The sequence below is a fragment of the Acrocarpospora sp. B8E8 genome, assembly GCF_039871605.1.
GTDB classification, from domain to species: domain Bacteria; phylum Actinomycetota; class Actinomycetes; order Streptosporangiales; family Streptosporangiaceae; genus Acrocarpospora; species Acrocarpospora macrocephala.
On record NZ_JBDPLV010000097.1, the window covers coordinates 1 to 24,836 of the forward strand.

The window sequence follows — 24,836 nt, forward strand, 5'->3', positions numbered from 1 at the left end:
ATGCCCCCATCGGCAAGGTGCCGCCGCCAACGAACTCACGATCCCCGGGGACAGGCAACCAACATCATCGGCGCACACAATGCCGGAAAACCGCCGCCCACGTAGGCATCTTCAAAGCCGCTCAACAACCACCAAGCACACCTACCCGCTACGCGGTGCCTGGTTCGTTCCCCTCGCATGCCTGCTCATCTATGTGCACCTCGCCCCACTCATCACCATCCCCGCACCCGGCGGACCCAGGCAGCTGCACATGCTGCAAATCCTCGACCTTCCCTCACTCGAAACCGTCGCCAAAACCGCCGCCGTGCTGACTCTCATCACCAGCGGCCTCGCGTTCCTGACCGGCGCATACCGGGCCTCCGGGCCGCCCCTGCTCATCCTGTTCACCGGAACCGCCGCCATCGCCGCCTGGATCACCCTCCTGATCATGGCCGCCTCAGCGAAAGACGCCACCCCCGCCCCCGGCACGTACTGGATGCTGGCCGCTCTGGTGATCACCACAGTGTGCGCCATCCCCGCCTCACGCGACACCCCGGCGAGAACCCCGCGCCACCACACGATCAACGTCGGGATCACCGACTATGCCGACGAACCGACTCCGCCCGGACGCGACCACTACGAATGACGCACATGGCGGGCCAGGACCATGCAGGGGAGACAACGGGTGCGGCGGATACCGTTCGCACCGGACATGGAAGCTCCGGGGCTTCGCTCCCTACGCTGCTCCAAGGAACGTCCGGCCCTCAGCGGAACCCACCGCAATCCCCGCCGTCCCAAAACCCAAGCAACAGGCCCCCGGCACCGACCCCACGAAACAAGGGAAAGCGGGAGAGAGCGGCACGCCAACCCGTACGTGAAAAACATGACGTACAGCACCGCACCATCCCCCGCCCCGACCAAGCGGCCGGAAACCCACGAGCACCCGCACCCCGGCAAGCTCAAGATCAAACACGCGGCCCGCGCTGCGCCGGCTGCACTCCCTTGCGGTCGCCCTTCGGGTGCCTACGGCATGCAGCAGGCCCACCGCTCCGCACCCATGCCAGCCCGTGCCACCAGGGGGCTGTACCCAGCGCGAAGCTACCGAGCCCAACAATGACGAACCCCCCGTCTCCACGTCAGGGCGGACACGGGGGGCGAGGTTCAATTACCGGTCTTACCCGTCCATGAACAGCAGCGCGCAAATCGTCTTATTACAGACGTTGCAGTGCATCGGCGCTTCTTCGGAGGCCAGGTCACACTCTTCTGTGGTGACCCGATCGACGATCCCGGTAGCCGCCTCTACCTTCCAGGCATCCAGCCAGCGGCCGGTGTTGTCGCGAAGACCATCGACATAGCGCGTGGTCATCTCATAGAACGCCCGAACCCCGTGCTCCTTCATGTACCGCCAGTTGAACTGGAGGGAATACAGAGCGATGGGGAAGGGATGTTCGACCATGCCGCGCGCCCAGCGTTCGGACACGTCCTCGATGTCCAGCCGCCCCGCCTTCTCGTCGAGTACCGCCCACGTGCCGTTGCTGTCGAAGTCGGTGAGAACGTCCTCCAGCAGACGCCGAGCCTTTACCAGGTTCGCCGCCTTGACCGAGAACAGCGCCTCCACCGCCGCAAAGGACGGTTCGTCCTGATTCTTGCGGGCGGTCTCGATGGCCTGCTTGAGCTGGACCGAGTAAGCGGCCTCCCAGCACATGCACCCACCGAAGGTCGCCCACGGATCGGGGAATCCCGTTTCCTTTAGTGCCGCGAAAATCCGGTCGCCTTGCACACCCATGGTACCGTGACCTCCTGATTTGTTATCGCGACGCGGCGCACCTTTCCTTGAGATGCGACGCAAGCTGATCGATGGAGACATGATTCTGTTCGCCGGAATCCATGTCCCGCACCGTGACCAGGCCCCCGCCCCTTTCCTGCTGGCCATAGATAAGCGCGAAGCTTGCCCGCCTTTCGGCCGCCCACTTCAACTGCTTGGCCAGCTTCCGGCTTGACCCGAGATAGACCTCAGTCCGCAAGCCCGCCTTCCGGAGCCTGCCCGCGAAATCCATGACGTCCGGGGATGAATCCTCATCCATAATCGTGACCGCGACATCGATTCGCGAGCCTTTCTCCCCATGGGAATGGAGCAGCCCGATAATTCGCTCCACGCCCAGCGAGCCACCGCAGGCGGGAACCTCCGGGCCGCCCAAGGTCGCGATGAGATGGTCATACCGGCCCCCGCTGGCAATCGATCCCGGCATCCCGTCCGCGACCACTTCAAAGATCACGCCCGTGTAATAGTCCAGACCGCGAACCAGACTCGGCGTGAACGCGATTCGCTCTCTGCCCGCAGTCGGCCCAGCCAGGTCGAGCAACCGGTCGATCTCCGCGAGTCCCGCCCTGCCTTCCTCGCTGTCTTTCAGCATCGTCCGCATACGGTCCACGGCGTCATCTGCGGTGAGATCACTCACCAGCGTGTGCGCTGTATCCGGATCAAGTGATCTCGCGTTCATCAACTCTTCGGCCACCAGCGCGGGAGCCTGCTTGTCCAACTTGTCCAGGGTGATCAGCACCCCGCCGCCCAGGTTGGCCGGAACGCCGTACACCTCCAGAAGTCCCGACAGAGCCCGCCGCGAGTTCACCAGAACCCGGAATTCGTGGACGCCCACCGCATCCAAGGCCGCCGCTACGGCACTGACGACTTCGGCATCGGCCATCGGCGACAGTGACCCGACCACGTCCACGTCACATTGCGCGAATTCCCGGAATCGGCCCCGGCCCGGACGGTCGGCACGCCACACCGGCCCCATCGCATAGCGCTTGTACGGCATCGGCAACTGCGACCCATACGCCGCGACCACCCGCGCCAGCGGAACCGTCATGTCATACCGCAGCGCCAGGTCAGCATCACCGCTGGCCTCATGCTCTCCACGGCGGAGAATCTTGAAGATAAGTTTGTCACCCTCGTCGCCGTATTTCCCCGTGAGCGTCTCCAACCGCTCAAACGCCGGAGTCTGCAACGGCTCGAACCCGTACCGCTCGAATACCTCCCGGATCACAGCGAACACGTGATCGCGCACCCGCAGATCTCCCGCCAGGAAATCCCGCGTACCAGAGGGAGGCTCAAACTGTTGCACCGCCATAACAGACTCCTCTGCCTGAACCCTAACTTGGGAACGAAACGACCCGAACCAGCCCAACCCGCTACATTTAGGCACCCATACCGCTACCTCGTGGTTCAGTCGCACTGTGGTGCGATGCTACCGGTCCTCTCCTATCCACCGTTGCGCACCTCACGGCTGTCTGCCCACAACAACACCCGCAATGAGAAGGCCGTCCGCTCTCCGTTACTTCACGCTGTGCCAGCTAGGGCGACGCATGACCACCCTCGCCGCTTTCAATCGCGTTCCTCATTCCCGCGCCAACGGCGGGAGTCCGCCGGGTATCAGGGCAGGCGCAACCCCGCGCGAGGACTAGCCGCCCGATGACACGATCAGCTCGGCCACCGCCGCCATATCCGCCACCACATGAACCCCGAGCGGCTGAATCTCCCCGGCATCCAACCGGCCCACCGCTCCGCACGTGTCCAGACTCCGTACCACTCCGCCCCCGCCGACACCAGCCGATCACCAGCTCGGAGGCTCAGGTTGGGGTGGCCGGGCCTCCAATGACCGACAGGAAACCGGGGCGTAGGAGGCCCGGCCACGTCTGAGACGATCCAGCACGGCCGGTTCGTTGATCCGCTGCATCCCGCTGGGGGTGGTCGGGCCTCCTGTCAGCCAGGCGTTCAACTCGGGCATACAGGAGGCCCTCCCACGTCCTAGGGTCCCCGGGGGTGGTCGGGCCTCCTACAAGCCGGGCTCCAACTCGGGCACGTAGAAGGCCCTCCCACGTCTTACGGCAGCTTCGGCCACTGGTCGGGATGCGCCACGAACGTTCCCCGCTGTGGCACCGTGAACACCCACCCGTCCTCACGCATCACGGCAATCGCCCGCCGGATCGTGGCCTTGGACACCCCCTTGTCCACCACCAGGACGTTCTCACTCGGAATCGGGTTCTTCGGCAGGATCTCGCCCGCCCGGATCTCGGCTACCAGCTCATTGACGATCACCTGGAATACCGGCAGCAGAGATTCCGGACGCGGCGTCCCCACCGGGCCGACGAACGTGCCCTCCCCCGGCACGGTATGGGCGAGCTCACGCTCACGTAACTCCCGGTGGACATTCCGGGCGGTCATCTGCGCGATCCCGAACTCGCTTTTCAGTTCCTTCTCACTCGGGACCATCTCACCCGCGCCGAGCTCCCCACGAGCGATCTGGTCGGCGATGATCTCGGCAATCTGCCGGTACATCGGGACCGGGCCGTCCCGCCGAATCCGATTCGCTCGCTCCGGTTCGACGCCGCTGTTGGCCGCCGCCCGCTCACTCTCACCCCGCAGCGGTGGCCCCTCCGGGCCGACGAACATGGTTGCCCCGCCCACGGTGTGGACCAGCCCGCGATCATGTAACTCCTGGCGGGCCTTCCGGGCGCTCATGTGCGATACCCCGAACTCGCGGCGCAGTTCGCTCTGACTCGGCACCATCGCGCCGGGCTTGATCTCCCCGTCCGCGATCTCCTCCTCCAGGATGTCGGCGATCTGCCGGTAGACCGGTTCCGGGCCGCCACGATGGATCCTGGCCGCCCGCCCCTCACCCCGGCTTGGCCACCTGCTCGCCGGGGCGACCACAAAGGTTCCCGGTCCCAGCGCCACCGCCCACCGCTGCGAGCACAAAACCTGCACCGCCCGGCGCGCATGCTCCCGGTCCGGCTCGGCGAACGCGAGCATCAGCTCGGCCACAGACGGGATACGCGCCCCCTCCGCCAGCTCCCCCGACCGGATCCGGGCAATGACCCCATCCGCCATCACCCGCCACACCTCCCGCTCTTGCGGACCCGAGGACCCAAGCGCGCGCAGCCCGGACACCGCAGACACCGCAGACGCCACAGGCGGCCCCGGCCGAGCGGCAGCACCATCCCGGCGCGGTCGTCCACGTCCGCGTAACTCCACCCCCGCAGCCACCAGCAGCACCCGAACTCGATGCGCGGACATCCCGAACTCCACCCCCAGCGCATCCAAACCCCACCCCGCCCGATACAAGCCCGCCAGTTCCTCCGTACCGACACGGCCCGTCACCGGCCACCCCCGGCACTACCCACCGGCACCCGCCCACCCGGATCCGACTCAGCGCGCCCGACCCCCACAGCAGGAGGACATGCGCCCCACTCGGCGGTGATCGCCTCCCACACCTCCCGCGCGGGCCACCGCTCCGGCCGCGCCGCGTAACTCGCCCGCCGCGCCACCGTGTACGCCCACCCCGCCTCACGCAACACACCGACCGCATGCCGGGCCGTGACCAACGAAACGCCGTACCGCAGCATCAGCGCCTGCTGACTCGGGATACGCCGATCCGGCGCAATCCGGCCGACCCGGATCTGATCGGCCAGCTCCCGCGCGATCACCACATACACCGGCCGCGAACCCGAACCCGCCGAAACGCCGTCCAGCCCGACGATCGTTCCCGACCCGCCGACCGTGTAGGCCAGCCCACGCTCCCGCAACTCCCGATGCACCGACCGCGCCGTCTCCCGCCCGACCCCATACACCCGAGCGAGTTCGCTCTCGCTGGGAACCACCTCCCCAGCGGCCAACTCCCCCTTCTCGATCATCCGGGCAAGAATGTCCGCGATCTGGCAGTACAACGGAACCGGCCCCACCCGATCCAACACATCACGCCTCAGCCCAGCACCCCTGCCCTGGCTCCGCTCCCGCCCGACTCCGCCCGCAACCACCACACGGCCGTTGCCGACAGCCCGAATCAAGCCCTGCCCGATCAGCTCACGCTGCACCAGCGCGGCGAGGCTCCTGCTGATCCCATACACGCGCATCAACTCCCACAGACGCGGAAACGGCGCACCAGGGGCCAGCTCACCACCACGGATCTTGGCGGCAAGGATCCCCGCCACCTCCCCACATCCAGACCCCGCCACCGAATCGGCCACCAAATCGGCCACGGATTCGGCCGAACAGGGATCGCCGGTCATCAGGCCACCGCACACCACACGGTCCATCTCGCCAACGCTCATCAGCCCTCCTTCTCACTCGCCGCAGAGATCACCCGCAGCCCTTCACCAGACCCCGGCAAACAGTGACCGCCGCTCATACGGCCACCTCAAACCACACCGTCCGGCCCGAACCGTCCTCATCCCAGTCCCAGCCACGCGCGATCTGCTCCACCAACCGCAACCCACGCCCCCCGATGGCCAGCAGCCCCCGGTCGTCCCGGACCTGCGGCTTACTCGCATCCGACCCCTGGTCGCAGACCTCCACCCGCACGATTCGGTCAGGACAGGCGACGACCACGACCCCCACCCGTCCGCCCTGTCCGGATTCGCTGTGGGCGACGGCGTTGGTGACCAGCTCCGATACCAGCAGCAGCACATCCGACGCCTCACCGACGCCCGCCCGCTCCAACAGCCCCCGCACAAAGGCCCGCGCCCGCGCCACCGAAGCGGCCTCACCGGGCAGCTCGACGACCCCCAGCACCTCTAAGCCGCTCACCACGACACCGCCCGCAGGATCATCCCCACCGGGTCCGGACCCTGCGCCCACACCCTGGAGGTGCCCACCGTGTACTGCCAGCCTCTGAGTTCCTTACGCATCCCCACGCGCACCACCCCGGACACGCCCCCCGGCATCTCCAGAACCGCATGCTCCCCGAACCGTCCCGACAACCGCAGCGTGCAGGACACACCCCGCCCCTCCAACGCGAACGCCAGACGCGCCAGAAGATCGAACCGCTCACGCCGCATCTGCTCACGCAACGACGGCACACCCACAGGATGTCGATCTTCCCGACGGCCTCCTCGTCTGCGACGGCCACGCCTGCCTCTAAACTCGTTCACGGATCGCAGCTCCTTTGCGATCAAGGGCTCGGCTGGTCGTGTCAGCGCCAGTCCGAGCCCGTTCACGTTCTCGCGGGAATCGCCCGCGCAGTGACATAATTAGGCCACTGGTAGTAACCGGGAAGCTCCATCCCGTGGCAAAGCTCGTCCGACACACCACGACACAACGGAGTGATCGATGACTGAGGCAGAGATCTCCGCAGACGTTTCCGATATCTGGGAGCTATTCGGTCGCCACATCCGACACGCACGCAACAGCAGAGATCTCAGTCTGCGCCGCCTTGCAGACCTCTTAACCTGGGACTTCTCCCTAATCGCCAAATGGGAACGAGGTATACACCGTCCACCGCTAGAAGCGATCGAAGGACTTGATCACGTCTTAGAGGCCGAGGGCAGGCTTGCCAGCCTCTATGCCCTTGTCGCGGAACTTGACCAGTTCCGCAGGCGTATGCTCAAGTCTCGCCCATCAGCCTCATCACGCGACGAGGATGACGATATGGAACGCCGTGCAGCCCTGCGGCTCATGAGCGCTTTAAGCGCCGGAGCCGCCGTGCCCGCAGGAACGCTGGAGACAGTTCTCAACAGCGTCGAACGATCTTTCGGTTTGCGGGACGATCACCACATGGACGACTGGCACAGGACCGTCCAGACCTACGGTCAGCTCTACTACGCCCAGCCACCCAATGCCCTCATCCCGGACCTAACCGCTGACTTGCTCGAAGTCGGACGCCTTCTCCAAGACCCTCGAACGACTCTCCCGCGCAATGATCTACTCAAGGTCGGATCCCAGCTCACGGCCCTTATGGCCACCGACTTCAACGACGCAGGCAACAGACGCTCAGCCCGCCTCGCGTGGCAGACTGCCCGCCGCACCGCCGACGCATCCGACGACCGAGACCTTGCCGTCTGGGTGCGCGCCCGCGAAGCTGACTGCCTGTTCTGGCAGGACCAACCGCGATCCATGATCGCCGCTCTCCTAGATGACGCCATGGCCCTCACTCAGGGCGTACCCAGTACTGGCCGTGCAATGGCCCTAGAGGTCCGCGCCAAGCTTGCCGCTCTCGACGGCCGATCTGGAGATGCCCTCGAAGCGCTCGACGAGCTAGCCAGTACCTACGAGCGCCTCCCAGAGCACGCCACCGCCGCCGGAGCCATCGGTTCATCTGTCGGCACCAGCTACCCGGAAGCGTCCGTCCACCGAAGCGCAGCCTACGTGTACGCGTTCCTTGCCGACACGCGGAAGGCCCCCTCCGCCATCGACCGAGCCATTGCCACTTACCCGTCCAACCTCCCCGGTGGCAACCTGCGCTTGATCCAAGCCCTGGCCGCCGTTCACGAAGGCGACCTAACGCACGCCTTACAGGATGCTTTGCGCATCGCCGAGGGCGTACAGCAGCTCACTCCCATGAGGCAGCTCATACTCCGTCGCATCCTTGATGCTGTACCTCGTGAGGCCGCCAACCTGCCATCGGTCCGAGAACTCCGTGCGCTTGCGACTTAGTACAGGACGAATTATCAACCGTGCCCGGTTGGATCGCGCCGGACAGGCCACCCTCCGCTCCGCATCCCATCCCAGCAACCCGCGATGGTTCTTACCCGTTCCCCCCTGCACCCGCCGCCCGATTATCCGGGGTCAGGCACTCCCCATCAAGGGCGGCCGTGCACGCAGGACAACCAGCGATGTGGAAGGTCACCGGGCGATGTACACGCAAGGCCACCCTTGACAGGTCGCACCTGATAGGCCCCGGACCCATTGGGCAGCTAGCGGGAGCAGGCGGCAGCCTGACGCAAGTAGCGCCGCACACAGCGCATTACAGGCCAAACCCGGGGTTGGGGGAGACCGGCCGAGCTGCCTCAGGCAGAGCAGACCCAAGGGTTGCAGCGAAACACGCGTCGTCGGGCTGCGTGCCGAGGGTCTGCCCGTAGACTGTTTGTCAGCCAGACCGTCACCAGGCAAGACGGGCGCGATCATCCCCCGAAGCTGGCCCGTGTGTGGCCCGAAACTTCTGAGCCTCGACCGGTCCCGGCTAGTACTGGTGAGCACCCCCCTACACTCCCCAAGCGACATAATCGCAGGTCAGGCCCCAGATAAAGCCCCTGACCAGCTACGGGCCAGCTATCCCCAAACTGCTTGTCTCCATGGGTGGGTGGGAGAACCCCGGCAATCACCACTCCGGCGAGGTTCCAGAATCAGGTGGGATATGGTCGCTGGTCGTGTCTGAATGGGTGGATTTGCGGCATCACGGGGATCGTGAGGTTGCGCCCGGGTTGGTGGATCTCGCGGTGAATGTGCGGCAGGGGATGCCGCCAGGATGGCTTGCGGACGTGGTGCGTGATGCTGTCGGCGATCTCGCGGCTTATCCGTCCGGGGATCGGGCCAGGGCCGCGGTGGCGGAACGGCATGGGCGTGGTGTCGATGAGGTGCTGCTGACGGCTGGCGCGGCGGAGGCGTTCGTCCTGTTGGCGCGGGTGCTTCGGCCTCGGCGGGCGGTGGTGGTGCATCCGCAGTTCACCGAGCCGGAGGCTGCGCTGGCAGCAGCGGGGCATCGGGTGGAGCGGGTCATCCTGTCGGGCGCGTTCACGCTGGATCCCGAGCTTGTGCCGGAGGACGCTGATCTGGTGATGATCGGCAACCCGACAAATCCCACTTCGGTAGTGCACCCGGCGAGGATTCTCCGGAGCCTTATTCGCCCAGGCCGGACGTTGGTGGTAGATGAGGCGTTCGCGGATTGCGTCCCCGGAGAACCGGAGTCACTGACATCCATACAACTCCCCGGATTGATCGTGATCCGCAGCCTGACGAAGACCTGGGGACTGGCGGGGCTGCGGATCGGGTACGTGCTCGCGGACGCCCCCACGATCGCCCAACTGGCGGAGGCCCAACCGCTCTGGGCCGTCTCCACACCGGCTCTGGCCGCAGCGGAAGCCTGCATGACCCCTCAGGCGATCGCGGAAGCCGAAACATGGGCCAGACAACTAGCCACAGACCGTGACTACCTGGTCTCCGGCCTACGGTCGCTGGGAGCGCACATCGTCCCCAACCCCCAAGCGTCATTCGTTTGCGTACGACTCCCCGCAGTGCGCCTGCCCTTACGCGAGAAGGGATTCGCCGTCCGCCGCGGCGACACGTTCCCCGGACTCGGCGAGGACTGGATCCGCATTGCCGTACGCGATCCGGACACCTCGGACGCGTTGCTCAAAGCATTGGAAGTCACAATGAACACGTCCCCCACGCGCTGAGGAGTGCCCCGTGCCGAGCCGTACCCGACTGACCGAGACCATCGCGGCGATCAGCCCACCGGACGCGGCGGCGATGGCCGAGGCCAGAGCCCATCAGGACCGGCTCACCAAACCGCGCGGATCACTCGGCGCCCTGGAGGACGTGGCCGTCCGGCTCGCCGGAATCGCCGCGGTCTCGTTGCCCCCACTCCCGGAACCCGCCGCACTGGCCATTTTCGCCGCCGACCACGGCGTCCACGCGCAGGGCGTCAGCCCATGGCCCCAGGAGGTCACCACCCAAATGGTGGCCAACTTCCTCGCCGGCGGCGCCGTCGCGAACGCATTCGCCGCCCAGGCGGGCATCTCGGTCACCGTCGTCGACGTCGGCGTCGCCACCGACCTGCCCGCCGCCCCCAACCTTCTCATCCTCAAGACCGGGTACGGCACCGCCGACCTCTCCCAGGGCCCCGCCATGACCGAAGATCAGGCCCTGACCGCCCTCCACTCCGGCATCGAAACAGCCACCACCTTGATCGCCAACGGCGCCCGCTGCCTCGTCACCGGCGACATGGGCATCGCCAACACCACCGCCTCAGCCGCCCTGATCTGCGCTTTCACCGGCCGCGACCCCGCCGAGGTAACCGGCAGGGGAACCGGCATCGACGACGCCACCCTCCACCACAAAATCGCCATCATCCGTCAGGCCCTAACAAAGAACACAATCCTCGGAACCACCCCACCGACATCCAGTGACAGCCCTCAATCACCACACGCAGAACCCAAAACGCCAACTCCCACCCCTCAGCCCGAAACCACAGCTCTTCCCCCGGCTGACGTGGCTGCCGCGGCAGTTCCGCGCGCTGACGTGGCTGCTGCGGCGGACCCACGCCCTGATGCGGATGCTGTGGCCGTTCTTGGCAATGACACGGGTGTCGCGGTGCTTTCACACGTCCACGCGGAGACCAGTGCGCTGTCACACTCTGACGCCGATACTGCTGGGGCTCCCGACGCCCGGGGCGAGATCGCCGTAATGACTGGCGATCAGGCCCGGGCCCTGCGCATTTTGGCGGCTGTCGGGGGTTTCGAGCACGCGGCGATTGCCGGGTTTGTGCTTGGCGCAGCCGCGCAGCGTGTTCCCGTCGTGCTGGACGGGGTGATCGCTGGAGCGGCGGCACTGGCGGCGGTGGCTTTGGCGCCGGAGGCGGTCGGATACTGCATCGCCGGACATCGCTCCGCTGAACCCGGACACACGGCGGCGCTGGAGTTCCTTGGCCTACGCCCACTCGTCGATCTCGAACTCCGGCTCGGCGAGGGCACGGGAGGACTGCTCGCCCACCCGCTGGTCGTCGCCGCAGCACGCGTCATGCACGACGTCGCCACCTTCGACTCCGCCGGCGTGTCCGACAAAACCTGAGCGGCGAGTTCACCGACAGGAAGCGAACGCCCGGGCCTGTGATGCCTGCGGACAGCCTCGTGGACAAGGGGTGACACCGGGGCTCATGTGGCTGTTTGGCGAGTTGGGTATTTGATTGGTGGATCAGGTCCTGGTGGATGATGGCGGTATGGCTAGGTATGGGCCCATGTTCGGGCCGGATATCACGTTCCTTGGTGTTGATCGCTGCGATCTGACCGATCCGAGTACCTTCGCTGGAGCCGATGTCGTCATCGTCGGGGCGCCTTTCGACGGCGGCACCAGCAATCGGCCGGGCGCGCGGTTCGGGCCGCAGGCGCTGCGGCAGGCGTGCTATCTGAGTCATGACGGATCCCGGCCGAGCATGGCCCTGCGCGTGGACGGCCTGAAGGACCTCAAGGTTCTCGACGCCGGTGACGTGGAGTGCTACTCGGGCGACCTCGAGAACTCGATCAAGGACATCGAGGCCGCCGTCTACACGATCGCCCAGTCCGGCGCGATTCCGGTGATCCTCGGCGGCGATCACACCATCGCGCTCCCCGACGCTCGTGGCGTCGCACGTCACCACGGCTTCGGCCGCATATCCATGATCCACTTTGACGCCCACGCCGACACCGGTGAGATCGAGTTCGGCCACCTCTACGGACACGGCCAGCCCATGCGCCGCCTGATCGAATCCGGCGCGATCCGCGGCGACCGCTTCCTCCAACTCGGCCTGCGCGGCTACTGGCCCGGCCCGGAAATCCTCAGCTGGATGGCCCAGCAGAACATGCGATCGTACGAAATGACGGAAATCGTCGCCCGAGGCCTCCCCGACTGCCTCACCGAGGCGTTCACGATCGCCTTGGACGACTGCGACGGGATCTTCCTCTCGGTCGACATCGATGTCTGCGACCCGGGCCACGCCCCCGGCACGGGCACCCCCGAACCCGGCGGCCTGACAGCCCGCGAACTGCTCGACGCCGTTCGCCGCATTTGCTATGAGTTGCCAGTCCTCGGCGTCGAGATCGTCGAGGTCGCTCCGCCGTACGATCACGCGGACATCACCGCCTTCCTCGGAAACCGTGTCGTCCTCGAAGCACTGTCCGCGATCGCCCGCCGGAGAGAGGTCGCCGCAGGAGGGGAGCCCTGGGATCCCAGGAAGCCCCTGCTCGAAGGCCGATAAGAAGCATCTCTTGACATCCTCCCGGCGTGAACACCCGGGACTCCCCACGTCGCCGTGGGGTTCTTACTGTTTCTGCTATGCCGCGTGAGCAGCGTAGGTTGCGGGCGGTGCCAGGGTCGGAATTGCCTCACCTGGTCTTACCCGCCCTCCACAGTCGTTTCGAGTGTCCGCCAGCCCGGCGGCCACCATCTCCTTGTCCTGCCCTCCCCCGGCCAGGGTCGCCTCCGCCGCCTCGCGCAGGCGGATGCCCTCGGCCAGGATATTCAGCGCGGCCGCCAAGTCGCGATCGTGGTACTCCCCACAAGACGGGCAATCCCACTCCCGCACCTCCAACGGCAGCGTCCCGTTCCGCCAGCCGCAACACGGGCACAACTGGGAGGAGGGAAACCAGCGGCCCACCGCGATAACCGTCCGCCCGGAACGGGCCGCCTTCCCGCCCAGCAGAGTGCGGAACGCGCCCCAGGACGCGTCGTTCACCGATTTGGTCAGCCGACCGCGGGCCAAACCCCGCACCGCCAGATCTTCGATCGCCACCGTTTGGTTCTCGCGGATGATCGACGTGCTGGTCTGGTGCAGGAAATCCCGGCGCGCGTCGGCCACCTTGGCGTGCTGGCGGGCCACCGCGATCCGCGCCTTCTCCCGGTTCTTTGATCCCTTCTGTTTGCGCGACAGCGCCCGTTGCAGCCGAGCCAGCCGCCTGGCCCGGCGACGCAGCCACCGCGGATTGGCGATCTTCGTGCCGTCCGAGAGAACCGCGTAATGAGTCAAACCCAGATCGATCCCGATCTCGGCTTCTGCCTCGGGCAGCACCTGCCCGGCGTCATCGACGTCGATCACGAACGAGGCGAAGTAGCGGCCCGCCGCGTCCTGGACGACCGTGACCGAGGACGGCGCCGCCGGCAATTCCCGGGACCAGCGCACCTCGATCTTCCCGATCTTGGCCAGGTACAGCGTCCCGTCACCGGGCAGGCGGAAGGCGGTGCGGGTGAACCGGGCCGACTGGCGCCGGTCCCGGCGGGACTTGAACACCGGCAACCCCATCCGCGGTCCCTTACGCCTCCCGCTCACCGAGTCGAAGAAATTCTGGTAGGCGATCTCCAGGTCCCGCAGCACCTGCTGGAGCGGGACCGCCGACACCTCACCCAGCCACTCCCGCTCCGGCGTCCGTTTGGCCGCGGTGATGCAGATCTTCTGCAGATCCCCGCCGCCGATCCACGGCAGCCCGACCTTGCGTGCCGCCTTGCGCATCGCCAGCGCGTCATTCCACACCACCCGCACACACCCAAACAACCGCGCCAGCACCTGACACTGGGAAGCGTCGGGGTAGAGCCTGAAGTTGTAGCGCAGCCTCACCCCGGCCCCCTCCGCACACAACACACGCACCGTCACGATTCGAACACGCTAGCGTATGGCCGAGGGCAGTGGAAGCCGAATACCAGCACGGCAGGCACACGGCAGGCGCATCGTCGCCGCGCTTCACCTCCATCTGGTCCTTGTGGCCACATATCGGCGAAATGCTTTCGACGACGGCGCCGCTGTGAGGACATCATGATCGAGGTATGCGACGGCTTCGAATCCGAGCTATGTGAGTCCAACGGCGACGACACCAGGTCATCTGCCCACAGGGATATCCGAGTCTCTCCAATCCGTCATCAAGGTGAACTTCTCCCAGGCCCACCGCACTCCCTGCCCGACGCACCAAGTCGGCCACCGCCTCCTGCAAGCTCAGCCTGCGGCCACGTAACCGACACGAGGCGCTCGCCCACGCCCGGGCTGCTCAGCAGACCGAGCAGTGGCAGCGCTGTTATCGGGTCCGGGCCCGGGGTCGAAGGCACGATCTCACCAGCGGTCCGCGATCATGGCCAGCGTCGTTCCTGCTACATCGGCCTGGCCGAATCCATCCACCGAGCGTTTTGGCCGCCACGGCGATCAACGTGGTACGCGTCGATGCCTGGATGACCGGCACGCCTTTAGGCCCGACTCGCGCCTCACGCTTCATCGGACTGCGACAGGCGATCATCGTGTAACGGGGTGCATTTGCCAACGGAGTCCTGAAGGACGTGGCCTTCTGCGGTTTCTCGTAAGTGCTGTCACAGGTCAGGGGGTAGGTTTACCTCCTAACGGACCTGTGTTGACCCAATGGGGAGAGATGGCGCCCTATCTGCTCGGACTGCGGCTCGACGGCCGGCGGGTGCTGGTCGTCGGAGGCGGACGTGTCGCCCAGCGCCGGGTGCCCGCGCTCCTGGACGCGGGGGCGTCGATCACCCTGGTCTCGCCGAGCGTCACCCCCGCCCTGGACGACCTGATCGCCGACGGCCGTGTGGCCTGGGAGCGCAGGCCGTACCAGCCGGGGGACTGTGAGGGAGCCTGGCTGGTGCACGCCTGCACCAGCAACCGCGACGCCAACACGGCCATCGCCGCCGAGGCCGAGGCGAAACGCATCTGGTGCGTCCGCGCCGACGACAAGGATGCCTCCGCCGCCTGGACCCCGGCCAGCGGCCGGGTCGACGAGGTCAGCGTCGCGATCACCGCGGGCGGCGACCCACGCCGCGCCGCCGGTATCCGCGACGCCGTCGTCAGCGCACTCCGGGACGGTACGGTCGACGCCCGCCGCCACCGCACCAAACCGGTCGGCGTCGCCCTGGTCGGCGGCGGCCCCGGCGACCCCGGGCTGATCTCAGTACGCGGGCGCCAGCTGCTGTCCCAGGCCGACGTGGTCGTGGCCGACCGCCTGGCCCCGCGCAGCCTGCTGGACGAACTGCCCCCCGACGTCGAGCTCATCGACGCGGCAAAGGTTCCGTACGGGAGGTTCCTGTCCCAGGAGCGGATCAACGAACTCCTTGTCGAGCATGCCAAAGCCGGACGTTTCGTGGTCCGGCTCAAGGGCGGCGACCCGTTCGTCTTCGGGCGCGGCGGCGAGGAGATGATCGCGTGCGCGAAGGCGGGAGTGCCGGTCATCGTGGTGCCGGGCATCACCAGCGCGGTTGCGGTCCCCGCCGCAGCGGGGGTTCCGGTCACCCATCGGGGAGTGAGCCAGGACTTCCATGTTGTTTCCGTGCACGTGCCGCCGGGGCATCCTGAGTCGAGCGTCGACTGGAAGGGATTGGCGCGATCCCAGGGAACCCTGATACTTCTGATGGCGGTTGAACGTATCGCGGAGATCGCGGAAACTCTGCAAGGTGACGGACGTTCGCCGGAAACTCCCGTAATGGTGGTACAGGACGGTACTCTTCCCACCCAGCGCACAGTAATCGCCACCTTGTCCACCGTGGCGGAACGAGTGACCGCCGCCGGGCTTCGGCCCCCGGCGATCGTGATCGTCGGGGACGTCGTCGGAGTCGGCCAGGAGATTGAGATGGTGCGAGCGGAGCGGGTCCCGTGAAGTCGGCCCCCAACGTGCCCGGACACGAGCATGCCTCCGGTGACGCACCGGGTTACCCAATGATCGGCACCACGGGAGATACCGTGAACGACGAGGTCGACGAGGGCCCCGGTGAGCAGACGGCGTCGTTCCGCGCCATCCGACCCGACGACCCACCCCCTGGTTCCACCCCGGAACCGGTGATCAACCCAGCGGTCAGAGCGAAGGTGCTGGCCGCCCAGGAGGGCGCCTCCGGCAAGAAGACCGAGAGCGCTTGGGCTCATCTGTCGGTCAGCGCCACTCCAGCCGAGGAGCCAACCCCCGAACCCGCCGCTTCCGACCCGGAAAACGCGGAACAAACCACTCAGGCCACCCCAGAGCCCGACAATACAGAACAACCCTGGAGCTTCTTCCGGAACCCCGCCAAGACTGGCTCTGCGCCCCGTCCTCACACCGATGAGGCACCTCCCCCAGCTGACGCCGTGGACTCCTCGGATGACACCGCAGGATCCGGGGAAGACCGAGCCGATTCGCCGGCCGACGGCGCCTCGGGAGACGACAAGAACTCGGACGACGCCCAGGATTCGACTGATCCCAGGGGTTCGGGCAACGTCAGAGGCTTGAGCGACACCCAGGGTTCGGCGGATCTCAAGCACTCGCGTGGTGTCAAGGGCTTGGCCGATGCGAGAGATTCGGGCGATGCCGGAAGTTCTGGCGACGCCCAGGGTTCGGCCGATCTCAAGCGCTCGAGTGGTGTCAAGGGCTTGGCCGATGCGAGAGATTCGGGCGATGCCGGAAGTTCTGGCGACGCCCAGGGTTCGGCCGATCTCAAGCGCTCGAGTGGTGTCAAGGGCTTGGCCGATGTGAAAGATTCGGGCGATGCCGGAATTTCTGGCGACGCCCAGGATCCGGCCGATGCCAAGCGTTCCGTGGGTGCCAAGGGCTTGGTCGCCAAGGACCAGGGCGATATCTGGAGTTCTGGCGGCGTCAAACGTTCGACTGATGCCCACGGCTCGGGTACCGCCAGGATCTCGGGCGATCTCAAGGACTCTGGCGATGACGAGGGCTCCCCGGGTGGTATCCAGGATTCCCCGGATGCCGTCTCGGATGGCGATGCGGACTCCTTCGGCGACCCCGTGGCCTCCTCGGGTGAGGGTGCCGACAGTGGTTACGGGAGCGACGCCGGTGATGTGGCCCGGGTGAAGAGTGGAACGTTCGCGCGGGCCGTACAGGAAGAGAAGTTGCCTGAGACGGTGTCGGCGGCGTTGACGGCGGCTCTGGCCCAGCTCAGGGAGGCCGTTACCGGATTGCACTTCGGGCTTGACGTGCCGGGAGCCGAAGAGGCGCGCAAGTCGCAGGCCGCGGTGCTGACACAGCTGGACGACTACGTGATCCCGCGCGTGCACATGAGCACGGCTCCGGCGCTGGTCGTGGTCGCGGGCAGCACCGGCGCGGGCAAGTCCACCCTGGTCAACACGCTCGCCGCGCAGCAGGTCAGCGCCACCGGGGTCCGCCGCCCGACCACCGGCACACCCGTCCTGGCCTGTCATCCGGACGACCGCGACTGGTTCGTCAAGGGCGACCTGCTCCCCGGCCTGAGAAGGCTGGACAAACCGGGCGAGGGCGCGGGGCTCGACAGCATCGTGATCGCCCCGACCGAACGACTGCCCCAAGGCGTCGCCCTACTCGACACCCCCGACATCGATTCGGTCGTCGAGGAACACCACCAGATCGCGCACCGCATGCTCGACGCCGCCGACCTGTGGGTGTTCGTCACCACGGCCGCCCGATACGCCGACGCGCCCTCCTGGGGCCTGCTCCGGCTGGCCAAGGAGCGCAACGCCCGGCTGGTGATCATCCTGACCCGGGTCCCGCCCAAGTCCCGCGACGTGATCGTGAAGCACTTCGTCCGCATGCTCGACGAATACGGCCTGGGCGAGGTCGAACGTTTCATCGTCAACGAGACCACCGTCACCAATGGCAGGCTCCCCGACGACCAGGTCACCGAGCTGCGGATGTGGCTGGCCGAGCTCTCCGTGGACGACCAGCGGCGCACCCACGCCGTGCAGATGACCCTGAACGGCGTGCTCAACAGCTTCCGCAACCGCGTCCCCGCGCTCGCCCGGCACCTGGAGACCCAGGTGGCGCTCCGCGCGGACCTGCGCTCGGACGTGGACTCCGCATACATGAGCGCGCTGGCCGAGATCGACGAGGCCACCAGGAACGGCTCGCTGCTGCGCGGCGAGGTGCTGGCCCGCTGGCAGGACTTCGCCGGCTCTGGTGATCTCATGCGCACGTTACAGCTCCGCCGCGCGTCCAAGGCGGGCCAGCAGGGCCCGGAACGGCTGCGCGCGCTCAAGGGCGCCCTGCACACCGGCCTGGAATCCGTGATCACCTCGGCTGCCCAGCGCGCCGCCGAGGAGGTCGTCACCCGCTGGCGGCAGCGTGCCGGAGCGGGGGACAAACTGGCCGCCATCCCCGGTCTCGGCCGCCCGACCGAGGAGGCCGCGCGCCGGACCTCCCGCATGGTCACCTCGTGGCAGGACCACGTGACCGAGCTGATCAGAACCGAGGGTGTGACCAAACGTTCGGTGGCCAAGCTCGTCTCCTTCGATGTGCAGTCATTGGCGTTGATCTTCACGGTGGGCCTGCTCGGATACGGCACCACCGATGTGTCGGTCGGCTCCGGCAACAGCGCCCTGCCGCAGCGGCTGCTGCGCGGGCTGCTCGGCGCCGAGTCGCTGCGCAGTATCAGCGCCAAGGCGCGCAGCGACCTGCGGGCCAGGATCGGCCTGCTCTTCGACGATGAGACGCTGCGCTATGTCGACGCGCTGGACAGCGCCGGGATCCCGGACGAAGCTGCGGCAACCCGGCTCTACCAGGCCACCTACAACCTCGAGGTAGCCCGATGACAATCAGCGCCGAACCCCGGCACGGACTTGGCACCAGGCTCGCCGCCCTCGCCAGGGTGGTCGAGCTGGGCCAGGGGCGGGTCGATCCGGAGCTGCTCGATGAGGCCACCCAGCTCCTGCTGCGGGCCGGAAACCGGCTCAAACTCTCACCTGACCACACCGTGGTGGCGCTCGCCGGGGGCACCGGCAGCGGCAAGTCATCCCTGTTCAACTCGGTCTCCGGGCTCGAGCTGTCGCCGACCGGCGTACGCCGCCCGACCACGGCACGCACGCACGCCTGCGTGTGGGGTCTGGAGGGGGCCGCGCCGCTGCTGGACTGGCTGCAGATCCAGTGGCGGCACCGGTTCGCCCGGGCCAGCGCGCTGGACAAGGGCGAGAGCCAGTTGCACGGCCTGATCCTGCTCGACCTGCCCGACCATGACTCCATCAGGGCGCTCACCGACACCGAGGCGGACCGGCTGATCACCGCCGCCGACCTGATCGTCTGGGTGCTCGATCCGCAGAAATACGCCGACGCGGCCACCCATCGGCGCTACGTGACCGAGCTGGCCGGGCACGACGCCGTGACCGTCTTCGTGCTCAACCAGGCCGACCGGCTGACCCCGGAGGAGCAGGCCATCTGCGTGGCCGACCTGGAGGACCTGCTGGAGCGGGAGGGCGTGGCCAACCCGAAGGTGGTCGCCACGTCGGCGACGACCGGCAAGGGCATCGACGGCCTGAAGGCCGTGCTGGCCGAGTCGGTGAGCGCGCGCCGGGCCGGATACCTCCGCCTGGAGGCCGACCTGGACAAGCTCATGCTGCGGGTGGCCAAGGACATGCCCGACCTGCTGCACGTCGAGCCCACCGTGGACGGCGCCCGCCGGGCCGGGCTCGCCGACGCGCTGTGCGACGCCGTCGGCGCGGCCGCGGTCGGCGAGGCCATCGAGAACGTCTACGGCGTGCGCTCGATCGACTGGGTCGGCTGGCCCTACGCCCGCTGGGCCGCCATGTTCCGGCCCGACCCGCTGAAGAGCCTGCGCCTCGGCGACGTCAAGGACGACATCCGCACCCTCGTCGGCGGCTCGGTCCGGGCCCAGCCCGCCGAGGTGGACAACGCCGTCCAGGCGCTGTCGGACGGGCTCAGCCAGGGCATGCCCGAGGTCTGGCAGGACGGCGTCAGGGACGCGGCCCGCTCCCGATCCGGCCAGCTGCCCAAGGTGCTGACCGACGAGCTGGGCGAGATCGCGCCGCCGCTGGACCGGGTGCCCGCCTGGTGGTGGCTGGCCAAGATCTGGCAGTACCTCCTGGTCCTGCTGTTTCTGGCGGGCCTGGGCGTGACCGGCGCGATCGTGGCCTACGGCGTCTTCGAGGCCGGGCCGCCGCCGACCGACCTGCTGGGCGACGTCGGAGTGCTGCCGTGGGTGCTGCTCATGATGGCCAGCGTGCTCGGAGTCGGCCTGCTCTCCGCGGTGGCCAGCCGGAACTTCATCGTGCTCGCGGCCGGGTCCGAGCGGGACCGGCTGGAGCGGGACATGCGGCGGCGGGTTTCCGGCGTGGCCCAGGAACTGGTCGTGGAGCCAGTGGAGCGCGAGCTGCAGCGCTACAACGATTATCACGAGGCATTGAATACCGCGAAGTTCTAGCAGACCGCTTCGAGCCCTGTGGATAACGCCCGTTATCCACAGAGCGTCGTTCGGTCGCTTCGGGTGGTGGCGGTCTGCGGGAGGGTGAGCGCGAGTCCGGCGAGGGTCCGGACCGTGGAGGCACTCATGAGCGAGATCTACGTCACCCTGTCGGGGAATGTCACCGACGATCCGAAGCAGTTCCACTTTGGTGACGGGTCCCGGGCGACCTCGATGCGGGTCGCGGTCAACCGCCGGTTCCTGGATCGCCAGACGCAGACCTGGCAGGACGGGGAGACCACGTACTACACCGTGCGCTGCTATCGGGCGCTGGCCGACCACGTGGCCCAGTCGGTGCGGCGGGGGCATCCGGTGGTGGTGTCGGGCAAGTTGCGGGTGAAGCAGTTCGAGCGCGGCGGGGAGCAGCGTTTCTGGGTCGAGGTGGAGGCGGTCTCGGTCGGCCACGACCTCAAATGGGGGATCACCAGCTTCGAGCGCCCGGTGCGCGGTTCCACGGGTCCGGTCGCCGCCGCGCGTGATCTCCGAGCCATGGAGGACGCCACCCGCGAGTGGGAGCTCACCACGGTTCCATCGAACACGCTGCGCCTGCTGGAGGGCGGCGCGGGCAGGCCGGACGCCGAGCCCTACCTGGCCGATGACGTATACGAGAGCGCGGCCGACGGTCTGGCCGGCGGTCTGGCCGGCGGCGCGGCTGGCGGTTTCGGCGGTGGCTTGGGCGGTGGCCCAGGCGGTGGTCTGGCCGGTGATGCGGCTGGTGGTCTGGCCGATGGTCAGGTCGGCGGTCTGGCTGGTGGTCTGGCCGATGGTCAGGCTGGTGGTTTGGCCCACGGTCAGGCCGAGGGTCTGGCTGGTCTGGTCGAGGGTTCGGTGGACGACGGGCACGAGGTTCCGTGGCCCGGTGACGCGATGCCGCTGGCGGCTTGACGGGGGAGGGGGGCATCGGCCGTGCGCGGCCGGTGCCCTCGATCAGGGTCCGGAGATCGGCCGATGGCGACGATCCGCGTCGCTGCAAGAGCACCAGATCAGGTCCAGGTAACGCCCCGCACCATGGCTGCTCCTTTCCCACACGGCCCGCCCGCGAAGGAGCGGTTCCCCACCAACGGGCGGCTGCGGCGAATCACCACAGAACCGCCCCCAGGCCATCAGAACGAATGGCCACGCTGCCCAAGGTAGCGGTTCCCGTCGCGCGTCGCACACTCCGCAACTATTGTGTTACACATCGTGAGACGCTGGAGTCAGCGTATGGACGCGTTGGGGGATGGGATGGCAGCGCCCAGTCAGACCTCGGCCAAACCGATGGGCGGCACGCCGGCACGCGGGGGCAGGTGGCCCCTGCTGGCGCAACGGCGTCCGCTGGTGCTCTATCTGGTGGCGATCGTGGCGCTGGATCTGGCGGCGATCGGCTACTTCGCGGCGACCACCAGGTTCGCGGTCGCCGACCTGGCCACGTTCCTGGCCCTGACGGCCTGCGGCGCGGTCTGCATCGAGGCGACCCGGCGGCTCGGCATGCCCGCCGGGGTCCACCGCGACCTGCTCTCCGCCTGGTGGCTGCCGGCCGCGCTGCTGCTGCCGCCGGTCTACGCGCTGGTCGCGCCGATCCCGCTGCAGATCCTGCTGCAGTTGCGGGTCCGGGCCACCGTCGCCTACCGGCGGGTGTTCAGCGCGGCCGCGATCGGCCTGGCCGCCGGGACCGCCTCGGTGGCCTTCCACGCGCGGGTGGCCGACCCGGGGGAGCTGGGCCTGGGCACCGGCTGGCCGATCGTGACCGCGGTCGCCTGCGCGGCCATGTTCACCGTGCTCAACACGGCGTTGATCGCCATCGCCGCGCACACCGCCGACCCCGACAGCCGCTGGCGGGACGTGCTGTGGGATCGGGAGAGCCTGCTGCTGGACGCGGTCGAGCTCTGCCTGGGCGTCTCGGTGGCCATCCTGTGCGGGCTCAACCTGGCGCTGCTGCTGCTGGCCCTGCCTCCCGTCATGCTGCTGCAGCGCAGCCTGCTCCACGCCCAGCTGCAGGCCGCGGCCAGGACCGACCCGAAGACCGGCCTGCTCAACGCCGCCGCCTGGCAGCGCGAGGCGGACACCGAGATCGTCAGGGCCCGCCGCACCGGCGAGATGCTGGCCCTGCTGATCGTCGACATCGACCACTTCAAACGGGTCAACGACACCTACGGCCACCTGGTCGGCGACCAGGTCCTGATCGGGGTCGCGGCCACCCTGCGCAGCCAGCTGCGCGACTACGACGTGGTCGGCCGGTTCGGTGGCGAGGAGTTCGTGGTCCTGCTGCCCCGCGCCGACGTGGCCGAGGCCCGCCGGGTGGCCGAACGGCTCAGGACCCGGGTCGGGCGGATGGCCGTGCCCGTCGACGACGCCATGATCACCGTGACCATCTCGGCCGGAGTCGCGATCATGAACATGCACGGGGACGACCTGATCGAACTGCTCGCCGCCGCCGACCTGGCCCTCTACCGGGCCAAGGAACTGGGCCGGGACCGCATCTGCCTGCCCGCCACCCAGAATCCGCCGACGGACGGCAAGCCCGCCACGGCCCACTAAGCTTGACCCCATGGCCGAGTACATCTACACGATGCGACGTGTGCGCAAAGCGGTCGGCGACAAGGTGATCCTTGACGACGTCACGCTCTCCTTTCTGCCCGGAGCGAAGATCGGCGTGCTCGGTCCCAACGGCACCGGCAAGTCCACCCTGCTCAAGATGATGGCGGGCATCGAGAACACCTCCAACGGCGAAGCCCAGCTGATGCCCGGCTTCACCGTCGGCATGCTCCAGCAGGAGCCGCCGCTGAACGAGAACAAGACCGTGCTCGGCAATGTGGAGGAGGGCGTCGCCGAGACCAAGGCGCTGCTCGACCGCTACAACCAGATCGTCGAGCAGATGGCCACCGACTACACCGACGAGCTGCTCAACGAGATGGGCAAGCTCCAGGACGAGATCGACCATCGCAACGCCTGGGAGCTCGAAAGCCAGTTGGAGCAGGCGATGGACGCGCTCCGCTGCCCGCCCGCCGACTCCCCGGTCACCACCCTGTCCGGGGGCGAGCGCCGCCGGGTCGCGCTGTGCAAGCTGCTGCTGGAGCAGCCCGACCTGCTCCTGCTCGACGAGCCCACCAACCACCTCGACGCCGAAAGTGTGCAGTGGCTGGAGTCCCACCTGGAGAAGTATCCGGGGACCGTGCTCGCCGTCACCCACGACCGTTACTTCCTCGACAACGTGGCCGGCTGGATCCTGGAACTCGACCGCGGCCGCTGCTACCCGTATGAGGGGAACTACTCCACCTACCTGGAGGCCAAGGCGGCCCGGTTGAAGGTGGAGGGGCAGAAGGACGCCAAGCGGAAGAAGCGCCTGGAGGACGAGCTCCAGTGGGTGCGCTCCAACGCCAAGGCGCGGCAGACCAAGAGCAAGGCCCGCCTCCAGCGGTATGAGGAGATGGCCGCCGAGGCCGACAAGTTCCGCAAGCTGGACTTCGACGAGATCCAGATCCCGCCCGGTCCCCGCCTGGGCACCACGGTCATCCGGTCCGAGAACCTCACCAAGGGCTTCGAGGACCGGCTGCTGATGGACAACCTCAGCTTCGACCTGCCGCGTAACGGCATCGTCGGCGTGATCGGCCCGAACGGTGTCGGCAAGACCACGCTGTTCCGCATGATCACGGGCAGCGAGACGCCCGACAAGGGCTCGATCACCATCGGCGAGACCGTCAAGATCTCCTACGCGGACCAGACCCGCGCCGCCATCGAGGCGAGCAAGAACGTCTGGGAGGTGGTCTCCGACGGGCTCGACTACATCAAGGTCGGCAACGTCGAGATGCCGTCCCGGGCGTATATCGCGGCGTTCGGGTTCAAGGGCCCCGACCAGCAGAAGAAGGCGGGCGTGCTGTCCGGCGGCGAGCGGAACCGGCTCAACCTGGCGCTCACCCTCAAGCAGGGCGGCAACGTGCTACTGCTGGACGAACCGACCAACGACCTCGACACCGAAACGCTCTCCTCGCTGGAGAACGCCCTGCTGGACTTCCCCGGCTGCGCGGTCATCACCTCGCACGACCGGTGGTTCCTGGACCGCATCGCCACCCACATCCTGGCCTGGGAAGAGGGCTCGAACTGGTTCTGGTTCGAGGGCAACTACGCGGACTACGAGAAGAACAAGATCGACCGGCTCGGCGCGGACGCGGCGCGCCCGCATCGGGTCACCTACCGCAAGCTGACGCGCGAGTAGCGTGCG

The 24,836-nt window shown here is 67.6% G+C and carries 18 protein-coding genes and 1 pseudogene; 12 read left to right on the plus strand and 7 right to left on the minus strand.

The features are described from left to right. Nucleotides 1-250: 250 nt before the first annotated feature. Nucleotides 251-625, plus strand: a complete 375-nt coding sequence (locus tag ABGB08_RS48825) for a hypothetical protein (protein ID WP_347605540.1) — start codon at nt 251-253, stop codon at nt 623-625. A gap of 528 nt (nt 626-1,153) precedes the next feature. Here ABGB08_RS48825 and ABGB08_RS48830 read toward each other — a convergent pair. The 6 genes from ABGB08_RS48830 to ABGB08_RS48855 all read right to left on the minus strand — a co-directional run bounded on the left by ABGB08_RS48830 (nt 1,154) and on the right by ABGB08_RS48855 (nt 6,837). Further along, nucleotides 1,154-1,765 (minus strand): hypothetical protein, encoded by a 612-nt coding sequence (locus ABGB08_RS48830; protein ID WP_347605543.1) that lies wholly within the window; start codon nt 1,763-1,765, stop codon nt 1,154-1,156. A gap of 22 nt (nt 1,766-1,787) precedes the next feature. After that, entirely contained in the window at nt 1,788-3,110 is a 1,323-nt protein-coding gene (hisS, locus tag ABGB08_RS48835) for a histidine--tRNA ligase (protein ID WP_347605546.1), read from the minus strand. 752 nt (nt 3,111-3,862) lie between these two features. Beyond that, nucleotides 3,863-4,939, minus strand: coding sequence for a GntR family transcriptional regulator (locus tag ABGB08_RS48840; protein ID WP_347605549.1), 1,077 nt, complete (start codon nt 4,937-4,939; stop codon nt 3,863-3,865). A gap of 197 nt (nt 4,940-5,136) precedes the next feature. Further along, complete coding sequence (locus tag ABGB08_RS48845) at nt 5,137-6,090, minus strand: GntR family transcriptional regulator (RefSeq protein WP_347605552.1); 954 nt, start codon at nt 6,088-6,090, stop codon at nt 5,137-5,139. A 73-nt stretch (nt 6,091-6,163) separates the two neighbouring features. Then, a complete protein-coding gene (locus ABGB08_RS48850; RefSeq protein WP_347605555.1) occupies nt 6,164-6,565 on the minus strand; it encodes an ATP-binding protein in 402 nt (133 codons plus the stop codon). After that, nucleotides 6,562-6,837 carry a hypothetical protein gene (locus ABGB08_RS48855; RefSeq protein ID WP_347605558.1) on the minus strand — a complete coding sequence of 92 codons (276 nt, stop codon included), beginning with the start codon at nt 6,835-6,837 and terminating at the stop codon, nt 6,562-6,564. The genes ABGB08_RS48850 and ABGB08_RS48855 overlap by 4 nt, the downstream gene beginning before the upstream one ends. A gap of 250 nt (nt 6,838-7,087) precedes the next feature. Between ABGB08_RS48855 and ABGB08_RS48860 the strand changes: the two genes are divergently transcribed. The 5 genes and pseudogenes from ABGB08_RS48860 to speB all read left to right on the plus strand — a co-directional run bounded on the left by ABGB08_RS48860 (nt 7,088) and on the right by speB (nt 12,704). After that, nucleotides 7,088-8,410 (plus strand): helix-turn-helix transcriptional regulator, encoded by a 1,323-nt coding sequence (locus tag ABGB08_RS48860; protein ID WP_347605560.1) that lies wholly within the window; start codon nt 7,088-7,090, stop codon nt 8,408-8,410. A gap of 713 nt (nt 8,411-9,123) precedes the next feature. Further along, a complete protein-coding gene (gene cobC / locus ABGB08_RS48865) occupies nt 9,124-10,149 on the plus strand; it encodes an Rv2231c family pyridoxal phosphate-dependent protein CobC (protein WP_347605563.1) in 1,026 nt (341 codons plus the stop codon). A gap of 73 nt (nt 10,150-10,222) precedes the next feature. After that, nucleotides 10,223-10,786: pseudogene (locus tag ABGB08_RS48870) on the plus strand (nicotinate-nucleotide--dimethylbenzimidazole phosphoribosyltransferase); the annotation flags it as partial. A 279-nt stretch (nt 10,787-11,065) separates the two neighbouring features. Next, the gene (locus ABGB08_RS48875) at nt 11,066-11,542 is read left to right on the plus strand and encodes a nicotinate-nucleotide--dimethylbenzimidazole phosphoribosyltransferase (RefSeq protein WP_347605608.1); all 477 of its coding nucleotides are present in this window, start codon (nt 11,066-11,068) and stop codon (nt 11,540-11,542) included. Nucleotides 11,543-11,690: 148 nt separating this feature from the next. Beyond that, a complete protein-coding gene (speB, locus tag ABGB08_RS48880) occupies nt 11,691-12,704 on the plus strand; it encodes an agmatinase (RefSeq protein ID WP_155360299.1) in 1,014 nt (337 codons plus the stop codon). 75 nt (nt 12,705-12,779) lie between these two features. Here speB and ABGB08_RS48885 read toward each other — a convergent pair whose 3' ends face one another. Further along, nucleotides 12,780-14,057 (minus strand): RNA-guided endonuclease TnpB family protein, encoded by a 1,278-nt coding sequence (locus tag ABGB08_RS48885; RefSeq protein ID WP_347605566.1) that lies wholly within the window; start codon nt 14,055-14,057, stop codon nt 12,780-12,782. 796 nt (nt 14,058-14,853) lie between these two features. Here ABGB08_RS48885 and cobA point away from each other — a divergent pair. The 6 genes from cobA (at nt 14,854) to ettA (ending at nt 24,830) form a co-directional block, all read left to right on the plus strand. Next, complete coding sequence (gene cobA, locus ABGB08_RS48890; RefSeq protein ID WP_347605569.1) at nt 14,854-16,086, plus strand: uroporphyrinogen-III C-methyltransferase; 1,233 nt, start codon at nt 14,854-14,856, stop codon at nt 16,084-16,086. 83 nt (nt 16,087-16,169) lie between these two features. Beyond that, nucleotides 16,170-18,977 (plus strand): GTPase, encoded by a 2,808-nt coding sequence (locus ABGB08_RS48895; RefSeq protein WP_347605572.1) that lies wholly within the window; start codon nt 16,170-16,172, stop codon nt 18,975-18,977. Beyond that, nucleotides 18,974-20,599, plus strand: coding sequence for a GTPase (locus ABGB08_RS48900; RefSeq protein WP_347605575.1), 1,626 nt, complete (start codon nt 18,974-18,976; stop codon nt 20,597-20,599). The genes ABGB08_RS48895 and ABGB08_RS48900 overlap by 4 nt, the downstream gene beginning before the upstream one ends. Before the next feature lie 126 nt (nt 20,600-20,725). Next, nucleotides 20,726-21,523 (plus strand): single-stranded DNA-binding protein, encoded by a 798-nt coding sequence (gene ssb, locus ABGB08_RS48905; RefSeq protein ID WP_347605578.1) that lies wholly within the window; start codon nt 20,726-20,728, stop codon nt 21,521-21,523. Between the two features lie 339 nt (nt 21,524-21,862). Beyond that, complete coding sequence (locus tag ABGB08_RS48910) at nt 21,863-23,155, plus strand: GGDEF domain-containing protein (RefSeq protein WP_347605581.1); 1,293 nt, start codon at nt 21,863-21,865, stop codon at nt 23,153-23,155. Nucleotides 23,156-23,165: 10 nt separating this feature from the next. Then, entirely contained in the window at nt 23,166-24,830 is a 1,665-nt protein-coding gene (gene ettA / locus ABGB08_RS48915) for an energy-dependent translational throttle protein EttA (protein ID WP_155360294.1), read from the plus strand. The last annotated feature ends 6 nt before the right edge of the window (nt 24,831-24,836 follow it).

Coding starts and splice junctions, on each gene's coding strand:
- ABGB08_RS48900 (WP_347605575.1), top strand. CDS start 18,974: ATGACAATCAGCGCCGAACCCCGGCACGGACTTGGCACCAGGCTCGCC.
- cobA (WP_347605569.1), top strand. CDS start 14,854: ATGGCGCCCTATCTGCTCGGACTGCGGCTCGACGGCCGGCGGGTGCTG.
- ABGB08_RS48825 (WP_347605540.1), top strand. CDS start 251: ATGCTGCAAATCCTCGACCTTCCCTCACTCGAAACCGTCGCCAAAACC.
- ettA (WP_155360294.1), top strand. CDS start 23,166: ATGGCCGAGTACATCTACACGATGCGACGTGTGCGCAAAGCGGTCGGC.
- ABGB08_RS48860 (WP_347605560.1), top strand. CDS start 7,088: ATGACTGAGGCAGAGATCTCCGCAGACGTTTCCGATATCTGGGAGCTA.
- ABGB08_RS48830 (WP_347605543.1), bottom strand. CDS start 1,765: ATGGGTGTGCAAGGCGACCGGATTTTCGCGGCACTAAAGGAAACGGGA.
- ABGB08_RS48910 (WP_347605581.1), top strand. CDS start 21,863: ATGGCAGCGCCCAGTCAGACCTCGGCCAAACCGATGGGCGGCACGCCG.
- ssb (WP_347605578.1), top strand. CDS start 20,726: ATGAGCGAGATCTACGTCACCCTGTCGGGGAATGTCACCGACGATCCG.
- hisS (WP_347605546.1), bottom strand. CDS start 3,110: ATGGCGGTGCAACAGTTTGAGCCTCCCTCTGGTACGCGGGATTTCCTG.
- speB (WP_155360299.1), top strand. CDS start 11,691: ATGGCTAGGTATGGGCCCATGTTCGGGCCGGATATCACGTTCCTTGGT.
- ABGB08_RS48845 (WP_347605552.1), bottom strand. CDS start 6,090: ATGAGCGTTGGCGAGATGGACCGTGTGGTGTGCGGTGGCCTGATGACC.